Raw genomic sequence first — 17,776 nt, forward strand, 5'->3', positions numbered from 1 at the left:
GAAGGCGGGTAGGCCAAAGAACGGCGGCGCGGCGCGTGTTCGTTTGCATGACCAGCGGAAAACATGCAGACATGGGTGAACCGCCCAACGAAACGAAGGCGACCGGAGGGGACATGGCCGAAGTAGCAGTGCAGCGGGCGTCCGGGCGCGGCATCTGGGGGTGGATGTTGTTCGACTGGGCGGCGCAGCCCTTCTTCACGGTCGTCACCACCTTCATCTTCGGCCCCTATTTCGTTTCGCGCATGGCCAGCGATCCGACCACCGGCCAGGCCGTCTGGGGCTACGGCATCGCCGCGGCCGGACTGGTCATCGCCGTGCTGTCGCCGATCCTCGGTTCGATCGCCGACCAGACCGGGCCGCGCAAGCCGTGGATCGCCTTCTTCGCCGCGATCAAGATCGCCAGCCTGGCGCTGCTGTGGCTCGCCGCGCCCGGCTCGAACCTGTTCCTGATCGTGGCATTGTTCTCGCTGGCCTCGGTGGCGGCTGAATTCTCCACCGTCTTCAACGATTCCATGATGCCGCGCCTGGTGCCGAAGAGCGAGATCGGCCGCATCTCCAACATGGCCTGGGGGCTTGGCTATCTCGGCGGTATGATCGCGTTGATCTTCGTCGTGCTGTTCCTGGCCGGATCGCAGGGGACCGGCAAGACCATCATCGGCCTCGACCCGCTGTTCGGGCTGGACCCGAAGCTCGGCGAGGATGCCCGCGCCACCGGGCCGCTGTCGGCCGGCTGGTATTTCCTGTTCATCCTGCCGATGTTCCTCTTCACTCCCGATGCCATCAAAGGCATCCCGATCAAGCCTGCGGTGCGCGAAGGCCTGTCGGAGCTGAAGTCGACCTTGGTCGAGGTGCGCAGGCGCGGCGGCATCTTCCGCTTCCTCGTCGCCCGCATGATCTATCAGGACGGCGTCAATGCGCTGCTGGCGCTCGGCGGCACCTTCGCGGCCGGCATGTTCCAGTGGTCGATCACCGAGATCGGCATGTTCGGCATCATCCTCAACGTCGTCGCCATCTTCGGCTGCTGGATCGCTGCGCGGCTCGACACCGCGCTCGGCTCCAAGGCGGTGGTGATGATCGCGCTGGTCATGCTTTCGGTCGCCACCATCGGCGTCGTCTCGACCGGCCCCGGCTTCACGCTGCTCGGGCTTATCCAGCTCTCGACCACCGATTCCGGGGGCCTGTTCGGCACCGCCGCGGAAAAGGCCTACATCCTCTATGGATTGCTGATCGGGTTCGCCTTCGGGCCGGTGCAGGCGTCATCGCGGTCCTATATGGCGCGCAGCGTTACGGCGTCGGAATCCGGCCGCTATTTCGGCATCTATGCGCTGGCCGGGCGCGCGACCAGTTTCCTGGCGCCGTTCCTGGTGGCGACCATCACGGCGGTGAGCGATTCGGCGCGGCTCGGCATGGCGGTTATCATCCTGTTCCTGGCCATAGGCATGGCGATCCTGATCAGGACGCCGTATCCGGCGGACCGGGCGGCGGAGTGATTTACCCTCCCCCTTGTGGGGAGGGTCGATCCGCGAAGCGGAGCGGGGTGGGGGACGGCGCTGCCCCCACCCCGTCTCACGAGCTTTGCTTCGCAAACATCGCTCGCCGACCCTCCCCACAAGGGGGAGGGTGAGGCGCTCAATGTCTGAAGTGTCTCACGCCCGTGAACACCATGGCGATGCCATGCTCGTCGGCGGCGGCAACCACATCGTCGTCGCGCATCGAGCCGCCGGGCTGGATCACCGCCGTGGCGCCAGCCTCGATGGCCGACAGCAGGCCGTCGGCGAAGGGGAAGAAGGCGTCGGAGGCGACGACAGAGCCCTTGGTCAGCGGCTCGGCCCAGCCCGCCGCTTCCGCAGCGTCGAGTGCCTTGCGGGCAGCGATGCGCGAGGAATCGACGCGGCTCATCTGCCCGGCGCCGATGCCTACCGTGGCGCTGTCCCTTGCGTAGACGATGGCGTTCGATTTGACGTGCTTGGCGACGCGGAAGGCGAATTTCAGGTCGGCCAGTTCGGCCGGCGTCGGCGCCCGTTTCGTCACCACCTTCAGTTCGAGGTCGTCGACGACGGCGTTGTCCCTGCCCTGCACCAGCAGGCCGCCGGCGACGGATTTGACGGTTGTGCCGATCGCGCGCGGATCCGGCAGGCCGCCCGCGACCAGCAGGCGCAGGTTCTTCTTCGCGGCCACGATCGCTGCCGCCTCGTCGGTGGCGCCGGGCGCGATAATGACCTCGGTGAAGGTCTTCACGATCTCTTCGGCCGCCTCGGCGTCAAGGATGCGATTGACAGCGACAATGCCGCCATAGGCCGAGACCGGGTCGCAGGCCAGCGCCCTGGCGTAGGCCGCCTTCAGCGTCGAACCCTCGGCGACGCCGCACGGGTTGGCATGCTTGATGATGGCGACGGCGGCCGAGCGCGCCGGGTCGAACTCGCCGGCCAGCTCGAAGGCGGCGTCGGTATCGTTGATGTTGTTGTAGGAAAGCTGCTTGCCCTGGAGCTGGCGCGCGGTGGCCACGCCCGGCCGCTTGTCGCCATTGACATAGAAGCCGGCGCCCTGGTGCGGGTTCTCGCCATAGCGCATCACGGTCTCCAGCCTGCCGCCGAAGGCGCGCCAGGTCGGGTGCTCGATCTCCAGCGCCTCGGCGAACCAGCCCGAGATTACCGCGTCGTAGCTGGCGGTGCGGGCAAAAGCCTTGGCCGCGAGCTTCTTGCGGAAATCCAGCGAAAGCGAGCCGATATTCATCTCCAGCGCATTGAGCACGGAGGCATAGTCGCCGGGATCGGTGACGATGGCGACATAGGCGTGGTTCTTGGCCGAGGCGCGGATCATCGCCGGGCCGCCAATGTCGATGTTCTCGACGATCGCCGCGTAGTCGGCGCCGGAGCGGCGGACTTCCTCGAACGGATAGAGATTGCAGACGACCAGGTCGATCGGCTCGATGCCATATTTGTGCATCGCCGCGGCGTGATCGGGATCATCGCGAACGCCGAGCAGGGCGCCATGCACCGACGGGTGCAGGGTCTTGACGCGGCCATCCATGATCTCGGGAAAGCCGGTGAGCTCGGAGACGTCGCGGACCGCCAGGCCCGCATCGGCGATCGCTTTTGCCGTGCCGCCGGTCGACACCAGCTCGACGCCGGAAGCGGCGAGCGCCCTGGCGAGATCGATGAGGCCGGTCTTGTCGAAGACGGAGAGCAGCGCGCGACGCACGGGAACGAGGTCGGGAGCGGGAATGTTCTTGGCGGCGACGGCCATGGGCGTGCTTTCACGGCTGGAGGGGCAGGCCCGCGCCGTATCATATGAGATCAGGAAATCAAGGCGCAAGCTCGGTCAGCGCAGGCGCGGTCAGTTGTTTTCGGAATAGCCGGCGATAGAGGTGCGGGTGAGCTGCCAGTGGACTTCGGCGATGTCGGACGGCTTGAAGGCAAGCACGATCTGCCGGCTTCGGCGCGGGCCGCCGAGACCGGCGAAGTAGATCGATTCCTCGACCTCCGGCACCATCTCGGTGCAGGTGAACACCCAGCTGTCGGCCTGCTCGGCGGTCAGCACCAGGCGGTCATGCTCGTCCTGCAAAAGGTTGATGTCGGGATGGACGTGGAAGCGCACGGTGATGAAATCGCGGCCATTGTTGCGGATCGCCGCACCTCCAGGACGCTGGAAGCGGTCCCTGCCGGTCAGCACATTGCCGTTCGAGGACAGTTTCAGCTCGCGCTCGTGCAGGAAACCGAAGCGCTGGATATAGCCGTCATGGCGGGCGATGAAGCCTTGAACGCCCTTCTGGTCGATACGCTTGCACTGCACATGCTGCGGGCCGCCGATCAAAGGCGACCCCAGAAGATCGTTGATGCGCAGCGAATGGCTGAACCGCGCCGACGAGGTGTCGTTGATGGTGGCGGTCGAATGCGCGGCGGTGGCGCGGGCCAGGGGCCGGAATTCGGCAGCGCCATAGGTGTCGATGCCGGCATTGACGATGTAATGCTGGCGGCCCGACGACAGCTCGAACGCAAGGCAGCTGGCATGGGCGGCATTGGAGACGTGGACGGGCGGCGGCGGGCCGGTGTCGGCGATGACGGTGACGCCACCCATGGACAGCCGCTCATAGCCCGAATGCGGTGCATGCAGCAGCGGCGAGCCGGCGGTGTCGTCGTGGCGCAGGATGCTGGCGATGCGGTCATGGATGGTGGCGCCCATGCCGTTGAAGCGGGCGAGGCTGCCGTCCTGGTGGCGGAAGAAGCGCAGCGCCGGCAGCATCCTGTCGATGGCGCCGATCAGTGCCTGTGGCGGCGCTTCCGCCTGGTTGGCGTAGGTCTGCCGCAGCGGCAAAAGATCGGCGAGGATTTCCAGCACCGCCATCGGGTTGCGCGAGATGTGGCCGCCATCGGGAAGGATCTGGCGGTCGAGTTCCTCGGCGAGGTTGCGGGTGGCGCCGCGCAGCGCCGATGCGGGCGCCGGCAGCGACAGGGCGGCGAAGGCGAGGGCGATGCGGGCGCGCAGCCTGTCCTTGCCGTCAGGCATTTCGCGCGCCATCGACCTGAGGTAGCGGATCTGGACGGCCAGCGATTTCAGGAAGGCGCGGTAGAACGGGAATTCAGCGCCTTGCAGCACGATCGAGGAATGCTGCAGCCAGGCGATGATGCGCTTGGCAGCCGTGCCGGGCTCCCAGGCAATGCCGGAAATGTTGTTTCCATGCGTGGCGATCCAGTCGGACACCAGCGCACGCGCATTGGCGGCGGCAAGCTCGGTGCCGGCGGCGCGCATGTGACGCAGCCAGCGAAAGCCATGCAGCGTCTTCTGCCAGCCGTAATCGGGAACGCTGATCTGGAAGGGCGACTTGCCGCCGGTCTCGACCATATGTCCCGACAAGGGATAGCGGCCATAGTAGATCTCAAGCGCGATCTGCGGGTCGGCCAGCCGCAGGTCCGGCGGCGCGATCAGCACCCGTTCGGGCGTGCGGCCGGAATAGCGCCAGCGATAAACCGGTCCGGCACGCAGGCGCCGGCGCGTTTTGCGCCAAAACTCCTTCGCGACAAGCGCCCACAGACGCGTCGTGTTGCCGGCAGCAAGTGCCAAAACCCCTCCTGATCGTCCTCTATCCCAAGGGCAAGCTTATCTGATTCAACGATTCATGCGAAGGCGAATTCCCGCGAGCGGTGACGCTCCGCCTGGCTTGGCCGCGGAGGCTCCCCAAAAAAGTCAGCAACTTCCTATGCTTAAACCCCGGAGCGGTTCAGCGCCCGATGGGCATCCATACTCCGCTCCAGATCCTTGTTCCACGCAATTCCGGACGGAGAATCATCACGCAGCTTTCGTGGACTTGCCTTAGCTGGCGCGACGCATGCGCGCGGCGAAAAAGCCGTCGAGACCGGAACGTTGCGGCGAGCCGAGATCGAGGTCGACAGGTGTGGTGCGCAGCGTGCCTTCCTGCGTCAGGAAGGGATCGATGCCGATGATCTCGCCGGCGCGAAACGGGTCGGCAACGACGCCAGGCGTCGCGGCGAGGAAGCCACGATAAAGCTCCTCGCCTTCGAGTGGGTCGAGCGAACAGTTCGAAAAGACGATCCTTCCGCCCGGCTTAACCAGGGTGACGGCGCGCGCGAGCAGCCGGCGCTGGAGATCGGCGAGCTTCTCGACATCAGCCACAGTCTTGGTCCATGGCACGTCGGGATGCCGCCGCACCGTGCCGGTCGAGGAGCAGGGCGCGTCGAGGAGGACGGCGTCGAACAGCTCGTCCGGCTCGTACTGGAGGAGATCGGCCTGTACGATATCCGCCGACAGGCGGAGGCGTTCGAGATTCTGCGCCAACCGCGCCAGCCGGTTCTTCGAGGTGTCGATCGCGGTGACGCGTGCGCCGGCCACGATCAATTGGGCGGTCTTGCCGCCGGGCGCGGCGCAGAGATCGGCGACGCGAAGCCCGCCGACATCACCGAGCAACCGGGCAGGCAGGCCGGCTGCGGCATCCTGGACCCACCATGCGCCTTCGGCGAAGCCAGGCAGTTCGGCGACCGGGCCGGCAAGCTTCTCCACCCGAATCGTGCCGGTCGGCAGGGCAATGCCGCCGAGCCTTTCGGCCCAGTGCTCCGGATCGGCCTTGACCGAGAAATCGACCGGGGCCTCCTGGCGGTGGGCGGCGAGTATCCGTCTGGCCTCGTCCACGCCATAGGCGGCCTTCAAACGGTCGGAAAACCATTTCGGCGCTTCGTCGGTGGTAGCAAGGGCCTCTGGAAGTTCAGCCTCCTTGATCCGCGCGAGCGTGCGCAGCACACCGTTGACCAGGCCGGCAAAGCGCAATGTGCGGGGATCGGACTTGGCATGGGTGACGGCGAGGTCGACCGCGGCGCTGTCTGGAATGTCGAGGAACAGGATCTGCGCGGCCGCCACATGCAAAATATGCGACAGCGCGGTGGCATTGGCCGGCAGCGGTTTTTCCAGACGCCGCGCCAGCAGCCCGGCAATGGTCATGCGATAGCGCAGCGCGGTGACCAGAATGGCGCGCACAAGACCGCGATCGCGCAGATCTAGCGCCTTGTATTGCGGATGGCCGTTTTCATGGTCGGTCAGGCCGTCGAGCGGCGTCCTCGCATCGATGACAGCTGCCAGCAGGCGCGCCGCCGCCTTGCGGGCGGCAAGGCCGGCAACGAACTCGCCGTCCTTTTTGTCTTCCTGGCCACCTGTGCGTCGAGGTGCTCTGCCCGCCACGCTCACGACCACGGGCCCTTGGGCCCGGTCGGATTGCGACCCCATGGATTGGATTTGGGCTCTGCCGGCGGTTCCGGCGCGGCCGGCTTGCCCCACGGTCCTGCCGATTGCGGCTCGTCGGCCTGCGGCGGCACTGGCGCCTGGCGCTGCGGGGACCGCGATACACCACCGTCCATGCGCTGCGCCATCGCTTGCAGCGCGGCGATGCGGTTCTCGGTGCTCGGGTGGGTGGAGAACAGGCTGTCCATGCGCTCGCCGTGCAGCGGGTTGATGATGAAGAGATGAGCCATCGCCGGGTTACGCTCGGCATCGGGATTGGGTATGCGTTCGGCGCCGCGGGCGATCTTGTCAAGCGCCGAGGCTAACCATAGCGGGTGTCCACAGATTTCGGCGCCGCGCCGGTCGGCCTCGTATTCGCGCGTGCGGCTGACCGCCATCTGCACGATCATCGCGGCAAAGGGCGCCACGATCATCGCCGCCAGCACGCTGACAAAACCGAACGGGCTGTTGTTGTCGCGGTTGCCTCCGAGGAAGAAGGCGAAATTGCCAAGCATCGAGATGGCGCCGGCGAAGGTCGCGACGATCGTCATCGTCAAGGTGTCGCGGTGCTGGACGTGGGCGAGCTCGTGCGCCATCACCGCGGCCACTTCCTCATGCGTCAGCCGTTGCAAAAGGCCGGTGGAAGCGGCGACAGCCGCGTTCTGCGGGTTGCGGCCGGTGGCGAAGGCGTTGGGCTGCGGATTGTCGATCAGGTAGGTCCTGGGCATCGGCAGGCCTGCCTGCTCGGCCAGTGCCTGCACGATGGCGTAATATTCGGGCGCGTTCTTCTCGTCGACCTCGACGGCGCGGTTCATCGACAGCACCATCTTGTCGGCGTTCCAATAGCTGAACAGATTGGTGGCGGCGGCGATCAGGAAGGCGATCATCATGCCGCCCGTGCCGCCGATCAGGAAGCCGACGCCCATGAACAGCGCGGTCATCGCGGCAAGAAGCATGGCGGTGCGAAGTGTGTTCATCGTCTGCTCCCGTCCTGGTCGTGATGTAAGGGGGTCGATCCTCGTGGGCTCATCGCTATATGATGGGAAACGCCGGTACCCGTTTCAATCGGCCTGTTTCAATCCGCCGGAATATCGCATGAACGACGAGACCAGTAAAACACCTGCCAGGGATGACGAAGCGCGGCTGAAGACGCTGACGCCCGCCGCTCGCCGCGCGCTTGAAGAGGCCGCGGCGCGGCGCGAGGACTACCGCCGCAAGGAAGCCGCGGTGCCGAAGGAAGTCGGCGGCCGCGGCGGCAAGGAGCCCGGCCGCTACGGCGACTGGGAGATCAAGGGCCTGACCAGCGATTTCTAATATGCCGGCCCAGCAAACAGCTAATTTGCTGGCAATCGGGTGTTTGATTGTCGCCAGAGCCTAGAAGGCCGCTGCCGCCGCTCGCTGCGGCTGGAGCGCGATCCAGCCCCGCTCGTCGACGGTGACGCCGATGGCGTCGTAGCCAGCGATCGCGGCATGCCGCGTCGCCAGGGGATGTCGGTGCGTGGCGTTTATGACCATGACCGCTGCGCCCGCCGCCTCGGCCGCCGTGATGCCCGCCGGGGCATCCTCGAACACGAGGCAATCGCGCGCATCGACGCCGAGCCGCGTCGCGCCGAGCTGAAAGCAGTCGGGCGCCGGCTTGCCGCGTGAAACATCTTCCGCCGCGATCAGCACGGCCGGGACGGGGATGCCGGCAGCCTTCATGCGCAAGAGCGCCAGTTCGCGCGGTGCCGAGGTTACGATCGCCCAGCGCCCCGGCGGGAGCGCGTTGAGAAACGCGGCGGCGCTGGCGATCTGAACAATGCCCTCCAGATCGGCGGCTTCGGCCTTGAGCAAGAGGTCGGCCTCATGCGCCGGATCGACGCCCGGGAGCGCCAGACCGGCGATCGTCTCGATCGCCCGCACGCCATGGATCGTCGGCAGGAAGGCGGCGACGTCGAGCCCTTGCCGCCGCGCCCAGTCGCTCCACACCCGTTCGGCCGAGGCAATGGAATTGATGAGCGTGCCGTCCATATCGAAGAGGAAGGCGGCGAATTTTCTGCCTGCGTACATGATTTTCCTTGATTTCGGGGAGGTCTTTCGAGGGAGCGCCGATGGTAACGTCCCTGCGCCGGCATTGGAAGCCGCGCGGCCTCCTTTTCGGCCAGTCCCCTTTTCCGCAAGTCAGGGAACCGTGATCCGCCTCCGGCGTTTCAACTTCGCTGCTTTTCCACGACCATCGAAGGGGGACGCGATGCTGATTCGGCTCGGCTACGAAATGGCCATTGAATGCGCTGGAGCCACGCCGGTGATTTCAATGCTCGAGATCCACAGGGACAGGCAGGCCGACATCAAGCGGCAGACGCGCATGCTGACGTCGCCCGCGGTTCCGACCAGGCTCTACAGCGATTTGCATGGCAATTCGTGCCGCCGCTTTACCGCACCCGCCGGCACTTTTCGCATCCTCTACGATGCCGTGGTCGAGGACAGCGGCGAGACGGACGAGGTCAACACGCTGGCACGCGAGGTGCCGGTGGCCGAGCTGCCCAACGAGGTGCTGTTTTATCTGCTGGGCAGCCGCTATTGCGAGACCGATCACCTGAGCCAGTTCGCCTGGGAGCTTTTCGGCCGTTTGCCGTCCGGCTGGGCGAGGGTGCAGGCGATCGTCGATTACGTCCACAACCGGCTGTCCTTCGGCTATGGCTATGCCCGCTCGACCCGCACCGCGGCGCAGGCGCATGAGGAGCAGGTCGGCGTCTGCCGAGACTTCGCCCATCTGGCGATCACGCTCTGCCGCTGCATGAACATTCCGGCACGCTATGTGAATGGCTATCTCGGCGACATCGGCGTGCCGGCCGATCCGGCGCCGATGGATTTCTCGGCCTGGATGGAAGTGTTTCTCGACGGCAAGTGGTACACGTTCGACCCCCGCCACAATGTTCCGAGGATCGGCCGCATCGTCATCGCGCGCGGACGCGATGCCACCGACGTGCCGTTGCTGCACAGTTTCGGCCCGCACCGGCTCAGCCTGTTCAAGGTATGGACCTACGAACAGGAGAACAATCTGTTCAACCCGCCCTACCACGCCATCGACAGGACGGTCACCGCGCAGATGCTGGCCTGAGCCGGGTTTCCATGCATCCCCATACTGCCTCGCTCTGGCACAGGTGCCGCTGTGCCGCGGCGGGACACGGCCGCGCGCCCTGTGCCGCGACATGCAGGATCTTGGTAAGCGCTTCGTAAATGCCGCGCGAACGCAGCATTGGCGTTTACCGGCCATTCACCTTTCCATCCTTGAAAGCGAAGTAAAAACAAGTGTCTAGTCCCTGGTGCGCGGCCGCTGGCCGCGCCCGGCCGGAATCCTGCATCGATCCGTTTGCCCGGCGACGAGGCCGGGGCGAGCGGAGAGAGAACGATGCGGATTTTCGGGGGTCTTGTGGACGCGGCCGGCGACTTTGCCAGGCATCGCGGCGGGAATTTCGCCATCCTGTTCGGATTCGCCGCCTCGGTCTTGGTGCTGGGCGTCGGCTTCGCCGTCAACATCACCCAGCTCTACAACGCCAAATCGAGCCTGCAGAGCGTGGTCGACGCCGCGGTGACGTCGACGGCGCGGGACCTGACGACCGGCGTCATCAAGGAGGCCGATGCCAACAAATCGGTGCAGGCCTTCCTCGACGCCAACAGCACGGCCGGCATCCTGCAGGCCAACCAGATCGTGCTCGACAGGCTGACGGTCGACAGGACCGCCAGGACGGTGCAGGCGGAGGCCCATGCCGACGTCGCCTTCTATTTCCCGCTGTTCGGCACGCGCGACATGCAGCGCGTTCCCGCCTCGACGACAGCGCTCTATTCGGACAAGCAGATCGAGGTGGCCATGATGCTCGACATAACAGGCTCGATGGCGAAGCGGGGCAAGGTCGACAAGATCGGCGATCTGAAAGCAGCAGCGAAAAACGCCGTTCGGACGATGCTCCGGAACCAGGATCCGAAGAACCCCCGCATCCGCGTCGCGATTGTGCCTTACGCATCCGGCGTGAACGCCGGCAAGCTGGCCGAAAACGTCTATGCCGAGAAGCCAGGGAGCTCTGAGCTGCCACCCGTCGCCGGCAGTTCGCTTCTCGTCGCCAAGACGGGCAAAAATTTGCTGCCGTCCTTCAGCGACTACATCTCCATTGTCGGCGCGGCGATGCCACGCCCCGATAATTGCGCCACGGAGCGCAAGGACAAAAATGGCGATGCGGATTTAAGCGCCGACGGCCCAGATGCTGTTCGCATGGATAAGAACGGCAAGAAGTACTATGCCCTGGTCAACCGGGATGATCATCTCGATGGCGGCGGAATGAACAAGTGTCCCGATGCGGAAGTGATCCCGCTGACCGCCGATTCCGGCGCATTGCTTGGTTCGATCGACGACTTCCAGGCTGACGGTTATACCGCCGGCGCGATCGCCATTCAGTGGACCTACTATATGCTGTCGCCGCAATGGCGCGCAGCGATCAAGAATGCCGGCCTCGGCAACGGCGCCTCGGACGTCAACGCGAAGAAGATCGCCAAGGTCGCGATCCTGATGACCGATGGCCAGTTCAATACCGCCTTCGCCGGTACCGGGGGCCGCTACAACAGCCAGGGCAATCTTGCGCGCGGCAACGCCGAAACGCTGTGCGGCAACATGAAAAATGACGGCATCGAGATTTTCACCATCGGCTTCGACCTGAACAACAAGGACATGTCGGCAACCGAGCGGGATCAGGCAAAGGCGGTGCTGAAGGACTGTTCGTCGAAAGATGCCTCCACCGCTCAAAAACATTATTTCGAAGTGTCGACCGGGGTGGAATTGGACGCCGCCTTTCAGGAAATCATCCGCAACACCGAAAAGGTCGCGCTGACGCAGTAAGCCGCACAAGGAAAAGGCCGCCGCTTCTTTCGAAGCCGGCGGCCTTCCGTGTTTCCGTCCATGGCGCGGCTCCTGGCGGCAACCCGAGGGGTCGCCCGCCGCGCATCTCGCGCCTTAACGGGAAGACTGCTTCCCGAAAGTGCAATCCGCTGAGGCCACGTTCTGGAAAACGAAATCACTCGACATCGGATCACCTCCTTTCAGTTTGTTGAACACGCACTGATGATGGGGTGCGTTGCAGCAAAAGACAAGACGCCGGATGGAAAAAGACGTTTTCCCGGTTTGGCCGCGTCCTTTCGTGCAATCGGGTTGCGGCCAGGGGTTCAAGCGGACAAGATCGGCCTACCGAATGTAGTGGGGGACGGCATGGACGCTACCGAAAGAGCAGCACGCATCGTTCGCACGGTCGTCCAGGCGCTGAAGCCGGGCTTTGCCGTCAGGCTTTGGACCGGCGAGCGCATCGGTCCGGCCGGCGGCCCGGTGCTTGCCATCAACGACCAGGACATCGTCTGGCAACTGGCCCGCCGGCCAAATTTCTCGACGCTGGTCGAGATGTGGATTTCCAAGGCGGTCGATGTGGAGGAGGGGTCGCTGTTTGACCTCTACGCGCTGCCTTCACGAGGCAAGCTGCGGTTCAAGGCGCTGCCGAAGCTCGCGATCATGCGCGACCTGCCGGCCGTGCTGTTCTCGCGAAGGCAGATGACGCAACGCGCCGATCTCGCCGGGCAAAATCCCTTTGTCAGCGGCTCCAACAAGCAGGCGATCCAGCATCATTACGACATATCGAACGCCTTCTACCGGCTCTTCCTCGACGAGCGCATGGTCTACAGCTGCGGGTATTTCAAGGATTTCGCCAATGACATCGACCAGGCCCAGGCCGACAAGCTCGAGCATATCTGCCGCAAGCTCCGGCTGAAGCCTGGCGACCGCCTGCTCGATATCGGCTGCGGCTGGGGCGCGATGCTGATCCATGCGGTGAAGCATCATGGCGTCGTCGGCCATGGCGTCTCGTTGTCGGAGGCCCAGACCGGACTCGCCCGCGAACGCATTCGGGCCGAGGGGCTGGAGGACCGGATCACAATCGAGATAAAATCCTATGCCGAGCTCACCGGAAGTTTCGACAAGATATCCTCGATCGGCATGTTCGAGCATCTGGGGCTGGCCAACCACGCCGCCTACTTCTCGACCGTCCATCGCCTGCTCAAGCCGGGCGGCATCTATCTGCATCATGCCATCACCAGGCGCAGTAAGGGCAGCATGAAGAAGACCTTGCGCAAGGGCTCGGAATACAAGGCGCTGATCAAATACATCTTCCCGGGTGGCGAGATCGACACGATCGGCATGACGTGCGGCAATCTGGAAGCACACGGCTTCCTCGTCCACGACGTCGAGAATCTACGCGAGCACTACGCCCGCACCTGCCGGCTGTGGGCAGAGCGCCTGCATGCGCGCTTCGACGAGGCCATCGCCGAAGTGGGAGAAGCCAAGGCGCGGCTGTGGCTGCTTTACCTGGCCAGCTGTTCGATCGCTTTCGATCGCGCCTCGGCGCAGATTTTCCAGACGGTCGCCACCAAGCGGACGCGGGGCCCGAGCGGCCTGCCGCCGACGCGGGCGGACCTCTACCGGTAATTCAGGCGAATCGCATCCCGTCGCCGACCTTGACGCTGGCGGCGCGGTCGACGGTGCAGTAGACGCCGAGATTGTGCGCGTTATGACGCACCAGATTGCGCAGGATCGCCGGATCGTCGTCGAAACCGTCCTGGGCGATGATGGTGAAGCCGCAGCGGCGGCACGGCTCGGAGATGGTCAACAGCAGGTCGCCGACGGCGAGCTTCCTGCCGATCCATTCGGTTTCGGGGAAAGAGCCTTCGACCGCCGCCATGTCGATGACGATGTTGGGACGGAAGCGGCGTGGGTCGGGAGTGCCTTGCGGATGCAGCGCCTTCAGGCGCGCCAGGGAGGCGGTGGTCAACAGATGGATCGGCGCCTTGCGGTAGCGCGCCTCGGTCAACGGGCCGGTATAGGCCGGCGGGGCGTTCTCCAGGCCGACCGGACGGATCGAGGCCGGAAAGCCTAGATAGTCGGAAACGGCACGATCGCTTTCGGCGCCGGGCGCTGCCAGCCAATCCGCGCCGGGAATCGCGATCTCGAGCCCGCGGTCGCCCGTCAGCCGGGTGCGGATGCGCGGCACCTTGTGCCACTTCGGCTCGCGATCGGGCCGGGCGATCTCATTGTCGGAGGCATCGACCAGGCCGAACATGCGGTCGCCCTCGATGCTCTCGGTGCCGACCGCGATCGTCTCCAGGCGTTCGCCGGCGAGCGAACTCGCCGGATAGCGCCAGAGTTCGGCAACGCTGCCTATCGCTGCCATGGCCGGTGTCAGCCTTTCTTGTTCTGGCGGTTGGCGACGAGGTCGTCGACGACGGCCGGATCGGCGAGCGTCGAGGTATCGCCAAGGGCGCCGAAATCGTCCTCGGCAATCTTGCGCAGGATGCGCCGCATGATCTTGCCCGAGCGGGTCTTGGGCAGGCCGGGTGCGAACTGGATCTTGTCGGGCGTGGCAATGGCGCCGATCTCCTTGCGGACATGGGCGAGGAGCTCCTTGCGCAAGTCCTCGCTCGGCGTCTCGCCGGCCATCAGCGTGACGTAGCAGTAGATGCCCTGGCCCTTGATGTCGTGGGGATAACCGACGACGGCGGCTTCCGAAACCTTGTCATGGCTGACCAATGCGGATTCGACCTCGGCCGTGCCCATGCGGTGGCCGGAGACGTTGATGACGTCGTCGACGCGGCCGGTGATCCAGTAATAGCCGTCGGCATCGCGGCGGCAGCCGTCGCCGGTGAAGTACTTGCCCTTGTAGGTCGAAAAATAGGTCTGCACGAAGCGGTCGTGATCGCCATAGACGGTGCGCATCTGGCCGGGCCATGACTCGGTGATGCACAGATTGCCGTCGGCGGCTCCTTCAAGCACCTTGCCCTCGCCGTCGACCAGTTGCGGCTTGACACCGAAGAAGGGCCGCGTGGCCGAGCCAGCCTTGAGGTCGGTGGCGCCCGGCAGCGGCGTGATCATGATGCCGCCGGTCTCGGTCTGCCACCAGGTGTCGACGATCGGCACCTTGGCGTTGCCGACGACGTTGAAATACCACTCCCATGCCTCCGGATTGATCGGTTCGCCGACCGAGCCCAGCACGCGCAGCGATTTGCGCGACGCCTTTTTCACGTGGTTGTCGCCGGCGCCCATCAGGGCGCGCAGCGCCGTCGGCGCGGTGTAGAAGATGTTGACCTGGTGCTTGTCGATGACTTCCCAGAAGCGCGACTGCGAGGGGTAGTTGGGTACGCCCTCGAACATCAGCGTGGTGGCGCCGTTGGCGAGCGGCCCGTAGACGATGTAGCTGTGGCCGGTGACCCAGCCGACATCGGCGGTGCACCAGTAGATGTCGCCATCATGATAGTCGAAGACATATTGGTGCGTCATCGAGACGTATACGAGATAACCCGCCGTGGTGTGCAGCACGCCTTTCGGCTTGCCGGTCGAACCCGATGTATAGAGGATGAACAGCGGATCCTCCGCCTTCATCTTCTCCGGCTTGCACTCAGCCTTAACGGTCGCGGCCTCTTCGTGGTACCAGACGTCGCGGCCCGGCGCCCAGCCGATCTTGCCGCCGGTGCGGCGGACCACCACTACCTTTTCGACCCTGGTACCGGCTTTTGCCGCGATCTCGATTGCCTTGTCGGTGTTCTCCTTCAACGGGATCGGCTTGCCGCCGCGCAGGCCCTCGTCAGCGGTGATGACGATGGTTGACTTGCAATCGTCGATGCGGCCGGCGAGCGCGTCGGGCGAAAAGCCGCCGAAGACGACCGAGTGGATGGCGCCGATACGCGTGCAGGCGAGCATCGCATAGGCCGCTTCCGGGATCATGGGCATATAGAGGGTGACGCGGTCGCCCTTCTTGACGCCGTGCTTCTTCAGCACGTTGGCGAAGCGGCAGACATGCGCATAGAGCTCATTGTAGGTGATCTTGCGGTCGTCGTAGGGGTTGTCGCCTTCCCAGATGATGGCGGTCTGGTCGCCGCGCTTCTTCAGGTGGCGGTCGATGCAGTTGTAGGAAACATTGGTCTGGCCGTCCTCGAACCATTTGATGGAGACCTTGCCGTCGAAGGAGGCGTTCCTGACCTTGGAGAAGGGTTTGAACCAGTCGATGCACTTGCCGTGCTTGCTCCAGAACCTGTCCGGATTCTTCACGCTGTCGGCGTACCATTTGAGATAGGTGTCGTTGTCGATCAGCGCATTCTTCTTCCAGGCCGGCTGAACGCGGTGGACATGAACCTCGGACATTTCCTGCTTTTCCTCCCGAAACTAACGCCGGCTTGAACCGCCAGCGGGATCGCGGCGACGCGGCCGCGAATTCGCGCGCATTATTAACAGTTCCGCGATGACGGCAACATTAGACGTTGGGTTTGCGCGGCGGGATGCCGCACATGGGTCCGCGGCTGCTGTCAGCACTTGCACCGGACCGCTGCTAACTTCATGTTTTCGCGTGCTAAAGCCGGTTTCGATCAAGAAAAAATCAATAGACGGTTAAGCAACCGCGCGCACAATCCATTGTTGGGAGGAAGGAGAATCAACCCGGGGAGCAAAAATGCGCGACCAGCTTGAAATGGACCTGATGCTGCGGGGCTATGGCCTGACTACGGCCAATATCCTTTATCATTTCCCAGACCATCCGCATCTGTTGCAGAGCTTCATATGGCAGGACTACGACATCGCGCCGAAGTTTCCGGTGCTGATCCGCTTCATCGAGTTCTGGAAGACCAAGCTCGAGGGGCCGCTGCATTCGGTCAGCTACACGCACCAGAAGCTCATCGCGCCCAACGAGTGGCGCAAGGTCGACGGCGAATTCGTGCTGCATTAGGGGCCGCTGCTTCGAGGCCGTAAGGTCGGCACTCTACGGCGCCCCCCTCTGTCCTGCCGGACATCTCCCCCACGAGGGGGGAGATCGGCAGCTTTGCTAACAGCGCCATCCCTTCACGTTGGAAATTGGCGAAAGCCGAGGTGACATCCAATCTCCCCCCGTGGGGGAGATGTCCGGCAGGACAGAGGCGGGCGCTGCCCCGCTAACCTTCGGCTCTAGCGGTCGGACACGCTCAAACCGCCGGCGGGCTCAGCCGGGCGAAGGCCTCCTGGCGGCGGTAGGGAAAATAAGGGTAGGGCGCGGTGACCTCGCTTGCCGCATCGAGCTTCCCGATCTGCTCCGGCGTCAACGTCCAGCCGACGGCGCCGAGGTTCTGGCGCAACTGCTCCTCGTTGCGGGCGCCGATGATGACGGACGACACGGTCGGGCGCTGCAACAGCCAATTGATGGCGATCTGCGGCACGGTCCTGCCTGTCTCCTGCGCCACCGCATCGAGGGCCTCCATGACCCGGTAGAGATGCTCGTCCTCGACCGGCGGTCCGAAGCTCGCGGTGTCGTGCAGCCGGCTTTTGTCGGGCAATGGCTGGCCGCGACGGATCTTGCCGGTCAGGCGGCCCCAGCCGAGCGGGCTCCAGACCAGCGCGCCGACGCCCTGGTCGAGGCCGAGCGGCATCAGCTCCCATTCATAGTCGCGGCCGACCAGCGAATAGTAGACCTGATGCGCGACATAGCGCGGATAGCCGTGCCTGTCGGCCAGCCCGAGCGATTTCATCACCTGCCAGCCGGAGAAATTGGAGACCCCGACATAGCGCAATTTGCCGGCGCGCACGAGGCCGTCCAGCGTCGATAGCACTTCCTCGATCGGCGTGCCGGCATCGAAGGCGTGCAGTTGCAACAGGTCGATGTAATCGGTGCCGAGCCGCTTCAGCGCGGCGTCGACGGCCTTGATCAGCCGCGAACGCGAGGAACCATAGTCGGCCGGCCCGTCGCCCATCGGCAGCGAGGTCTTGGTCGAGATCAGCACGGCATCGCGCCGGCCCTTGATCGCCTCGCCGAGCACCTCTTCCGAGGCGCCGTTCGAATAGACATCGGCGGTGTCGAACAGATTGACGCCGGCCTCGAGGCAAATGTCGACCAGCCGCCGCGCTTCCCTGGCGTCGCTGTTGCCCCATGCGCCGAACAGCGGGCCGGAACCGCCGAAGGTTCCCGCTCCGAACGAGAGCACCGGCACCTTCAGGCCCGATGCGCCAAGATTTCGATAGTCCATT

Annotated in this window: 14 protein-coding genes; 6 read left to right on the forward strand and 8 right to left on the reverse strand. The window is 64.6% G+C overall.

The features are described 5' to 3' along the window. Nucleotides 1–113: 113 nt before the first annotated feature. Nucleotides 114–1,490: an MFS transporter gene (locus FJ946_RS27000; RefSeq protein WP_140566710.1), complete on the forward strand. Its 1,377-nt coding sequence runs from the start codon at nucleotides 114–116 to the stop codon at nucleotides 1,488–1,490. 139 nt (nucleotides 1,491–1,629) lie between these two features. Here the strand turns inward: FJ946_RS27000 and purH are convergent, their stop codons facing one another. The 4 genes from purH to htpX form a co-directional block, all read right to left on the reverse strand. Beyond that, nucleotides 1,630–3,246 (reverse strand): bifunctional phosphoribosylaminoimidazolecarboxamide formyltransferase/IMP cyclohydrolase, encoded by a 1,617-nt coding sequence (gene purH, locus FJ946_RS27005; protein WP_140566713.1) that lies wholly within the window; start codon nucleotides 3,244–3,246, stop codon nucleotides 1,630–1,632. A 90-nt stretch (nucleotides 3,247–3,336) separates the two neighbouring features. Next, nucleotides 3,337–5,061 carry a heparinase II/III family protein gene (locus FJ946_RS27010; RefSeq protein WP_140566716.1) on the reverse strand — a complete coding sequence of 575 codons (1,725 nt, stop codon included), beginning with the start codon at nucleotides 5,059–5,061 and terminating at the stop codon, nucleotides 3,337–3,339. Nucleotides 5,062–5,310: 249 nt separating this feature from the next. Then, nucleotides 5,311–6,693 carry an RsmB/NOP family class I SAM-dependent RNA methyltransferase gene (locus FJ946_RS27015; RefSeq protein ID WP_224518938.1) on the reverse strand — a complete coding sequence of 461 codons (1,383 nt, stop codon included), beginning with the start codon at nucleotides 6,691–6,693 and terminating at the stop codon, nucleotides 5,311–5,313. Next, nucleotides 6,690–7,703, reverse strand: a complete 1,014-nt coding sequence (gene htpX / locus FJ946_RS27020; protein WP_140566721.1) for a zinc metalloprotease HtpX — start codon at nucleotides 7,701–7,703, stop codon at nucleotides 6,690–6,692. The genes FJ946_RS27015 and htpX overlap by 4 nt, the downstream gene beginning before the upstream one ends. Before the next feature lie 118 nt (nucleotides 7,704–7,821). Between htpX and FJ946_RS27025 the strand changes: the two genes are divergently transcribed. Further along, nucleotides 7,822–8,040 carry a DUF1674 domain-containing protein gene (locus tag FJ946_RS27025; RefSeq protein WP_140492901.1) on the forward strand — a complete coding sequence of 73 codons (219 nt, stop codon included), beginning with the start codon at nucleotides 7,822–7,824 and terminating at the stop codon, nucleotides 8,038–8,040. A 60-nt stretch (nucleotides 8,041–8,100) separates the two neighbouring features. Here FJ946_RS27025 and FJ946_RS27030 read toward each other — a convergent pair whose 3' ends face one another. Next, entirely contained in the window at nucleotides 8,101–8,775 is a 675-nt protein-coding gene (locus tag FJ946_RS27030; RefSeq protein ID WP_140566723.1) for an HAD-IA family hydrolase, read from the reverse strand. 181 nt (nucleotides 8,776–8,956) lie between these two features. Here FJ946_RS27030 and FJ946_RS27035 point away from each other — a divergent pair, with 181 nt between their 5' ends. The 3 genes from FJ946_RS27035 to FJ946_RS27045 all read left to right on the forward strand — a co-directional run bounded on the left by FJ946_RS27035 (nucleotide 8,957) and on the right by FJ946_RS27045 (nucleotide 13,225). Continuing rightward, entirely contained in the window at nucleotides 8,957–9,826 is an 870-nt protein-coding gene (locus tag FJ946_RS27035; protein WP_140566726.1) for a transglutaminase family protein, read from the forward strand. A gap of 291 nt (nucleotides 9,827–10,117) precedes the next feature. Further along, on the forward strand, nucleotides 10,118–11,596 hold the full coding sequence (locus FJ946_RS27040; RefSeq protein ID WP_140566729.1) for a TadE/TadG family type IV pilus assembly protein: 1,479 nt from the start codon (nucleotides 10,118–10,120) through the stop codon (nucleotides 11,594–11,596). A gap of 366 nt (nucleotides 11,597–11,962) precedes the next feature. Continuing rightward, a complete protein-coding gene (locus FJ946_RS27045; RefSeq protein WP_140566732.1) occupies nucleotides 11,963–13,225 on the forward strand; it encodes a cyclopropane-fatty-acyl-phospholipid synthase family protein in 1,263 nt (420 codons plus the stop codon). Between the two features lies 1 nt (nucleotide 13,226). Here the strand turns inward: FJ946_RS27045 and FJ946_RS27050 are convergent, their stop codons facing one another. After that, nucleotides 13,227–13,967 carry an MOSC domain-containing protein gene (locus FJ946_RS27050; RefSeq protein ID WP_140566735.1) on the reverse strand — a complete coding sequence of 247 codons (741 nt, stop codon included), beginning with the start codon at nucleotides 13,965–13,967 and terminating at the stop codon, nucleotides 13,227–13,229. A gap of 8 nt (nucleotides 13,968–13,975) precedes the next feature. Next, nucleotides 13,976–15,931, reverse strand: a complete 1,956-nt coding sequence (gene acs, locus FJ946_RS27055) for an acetate--CoA ligase (protein ID WP_140566738.1) — start codon at nucleotides 15,929–15,931, stop codon at nucleotides 13,976–13,978. A 304-nt stretch (nucleotides 15,932–16,235) separates the two neighbouring features. Between acs and FJ946_RS27060 the strand changes: the two genes are divergently transcribed. Then, entirely contained in the window at nucleotides 16,236–16,508 is a 273-nt protein-coding gene (locus FJ946_RS27060; protein ID WP_140492921.1) for an usg protein, read from the forward strand. A 232-nt stretch (nucleotides 16,509–16,740) separates the two neighbouring features. Here the strand turns inward: FJ946_RS27060 and FJ946_RS27065 are convergent, their stop codons facing one another. Next, a complete protein-coding gene (locus FJ946_RS27065) occupies nucleotides 16,741–17,775 on the reverse strand; it encodes an aldo/keto reductase (protein ID WP_140492924.1) in 1,035 nt (344 codons plus the stop codon). Nucleotide 17,776 lies beyond the last annotated feature (1 nt).

The organism is Mesorhizobium sp. B2-4-7, assembly GCF_006442685.1.
In the GTDB taxonomy this organism is placed as follows: domain Bacteria; phylum Pseudomonadota; class Alphaproteobacteria; order Rhizobiales; family Rhizobiaceae; genus Mesorhizobium.

Bases quoted from the DNA above. Each gene is read 5' to 3' on its own strand.
- acs (WP_140566738.1), bottom strand. From the start codon at position 15,931: ATGTCCGAGGTTCATGTCCACCGCGTTCAGCCGGCCTGGAAGAAGAAT.
- FJ946_RS27030 (WP_140566723.1), bottom strand. From the start codon at position 8,775: ATGTACGCAGGCAGAAAATTCGCCGCCTTCCTCTTCGATATGGACGGC.
- htpX (WP_140566721.1), bottom strand. From the start codon at position 7,703: ATGAACACACTTCGCACCGCCATGCTTCTTGCCGCGATGACCGCGCTG.
- FJ946_RS27035 (WP_140566726.1), top strand. From the start codon at position 8,957: ATGCTGATTCGGCTCGGCTACGAAATGGCCATTGAATGCGCTGGAGCC.
- purH (WP_140566713.1), bottom strand. From the start codon at position 3,246: ATGGCCGTCGCCGCCAAGAACATTCCCGCTCCCGACCTCGTTCCCGTG.
- FJ946_RS27065 (WP_140492924.1), bottom strand. From the start codon at position 17,775: ATGGACTATCGAAATCTTGGCGCATCGGGCCTGAAGGTGCCGGTGCTC.
- FJ946_RS27050 (WP_140566735.1), bottom strand. From the start codon at position 13,967: ATGGCAGCGATAGGCAGCGTTGCCGAACTCTGGCGCTATCCGGCGAGT.
- FJ946_RS27060 (WP_140492921.1), top strand. From the start codon at position 16,236: ATGCGCGACCAGCTTGAAATGGACCTGATGCTGCGGGGCTATGGCCTG.
- FJ946_RS27025 (WP_140492901.1), top strand. From the start codon at position 7,822: ATGAACGACGAGACCAGTAAAACACCTGCCAGGGATGACGAAGCGCGG.
- FJ946_RS27040 (WP_140566729.1), top strand. From the start codon at position 10,118: ATGCGGATTTTCGGGGGTCTTGTGGACGCGGCCGGCGACTTTGCCAGG.
- FJ946_RS27000 (WP_140566710.1), top strand. From the start codon at position 114: ATGGCCGAAGTAGCAGTGCAGCGGGCGTCCGGGCGCGGCATCTGGGGG.
- FJ946_RS27045 (WP_140566732.1), top strand. From the start codon at position 11,963: ATGGACGCTACCGAAAGAGCAGCACGCATCGTTCGCACGGTCGTCCAG.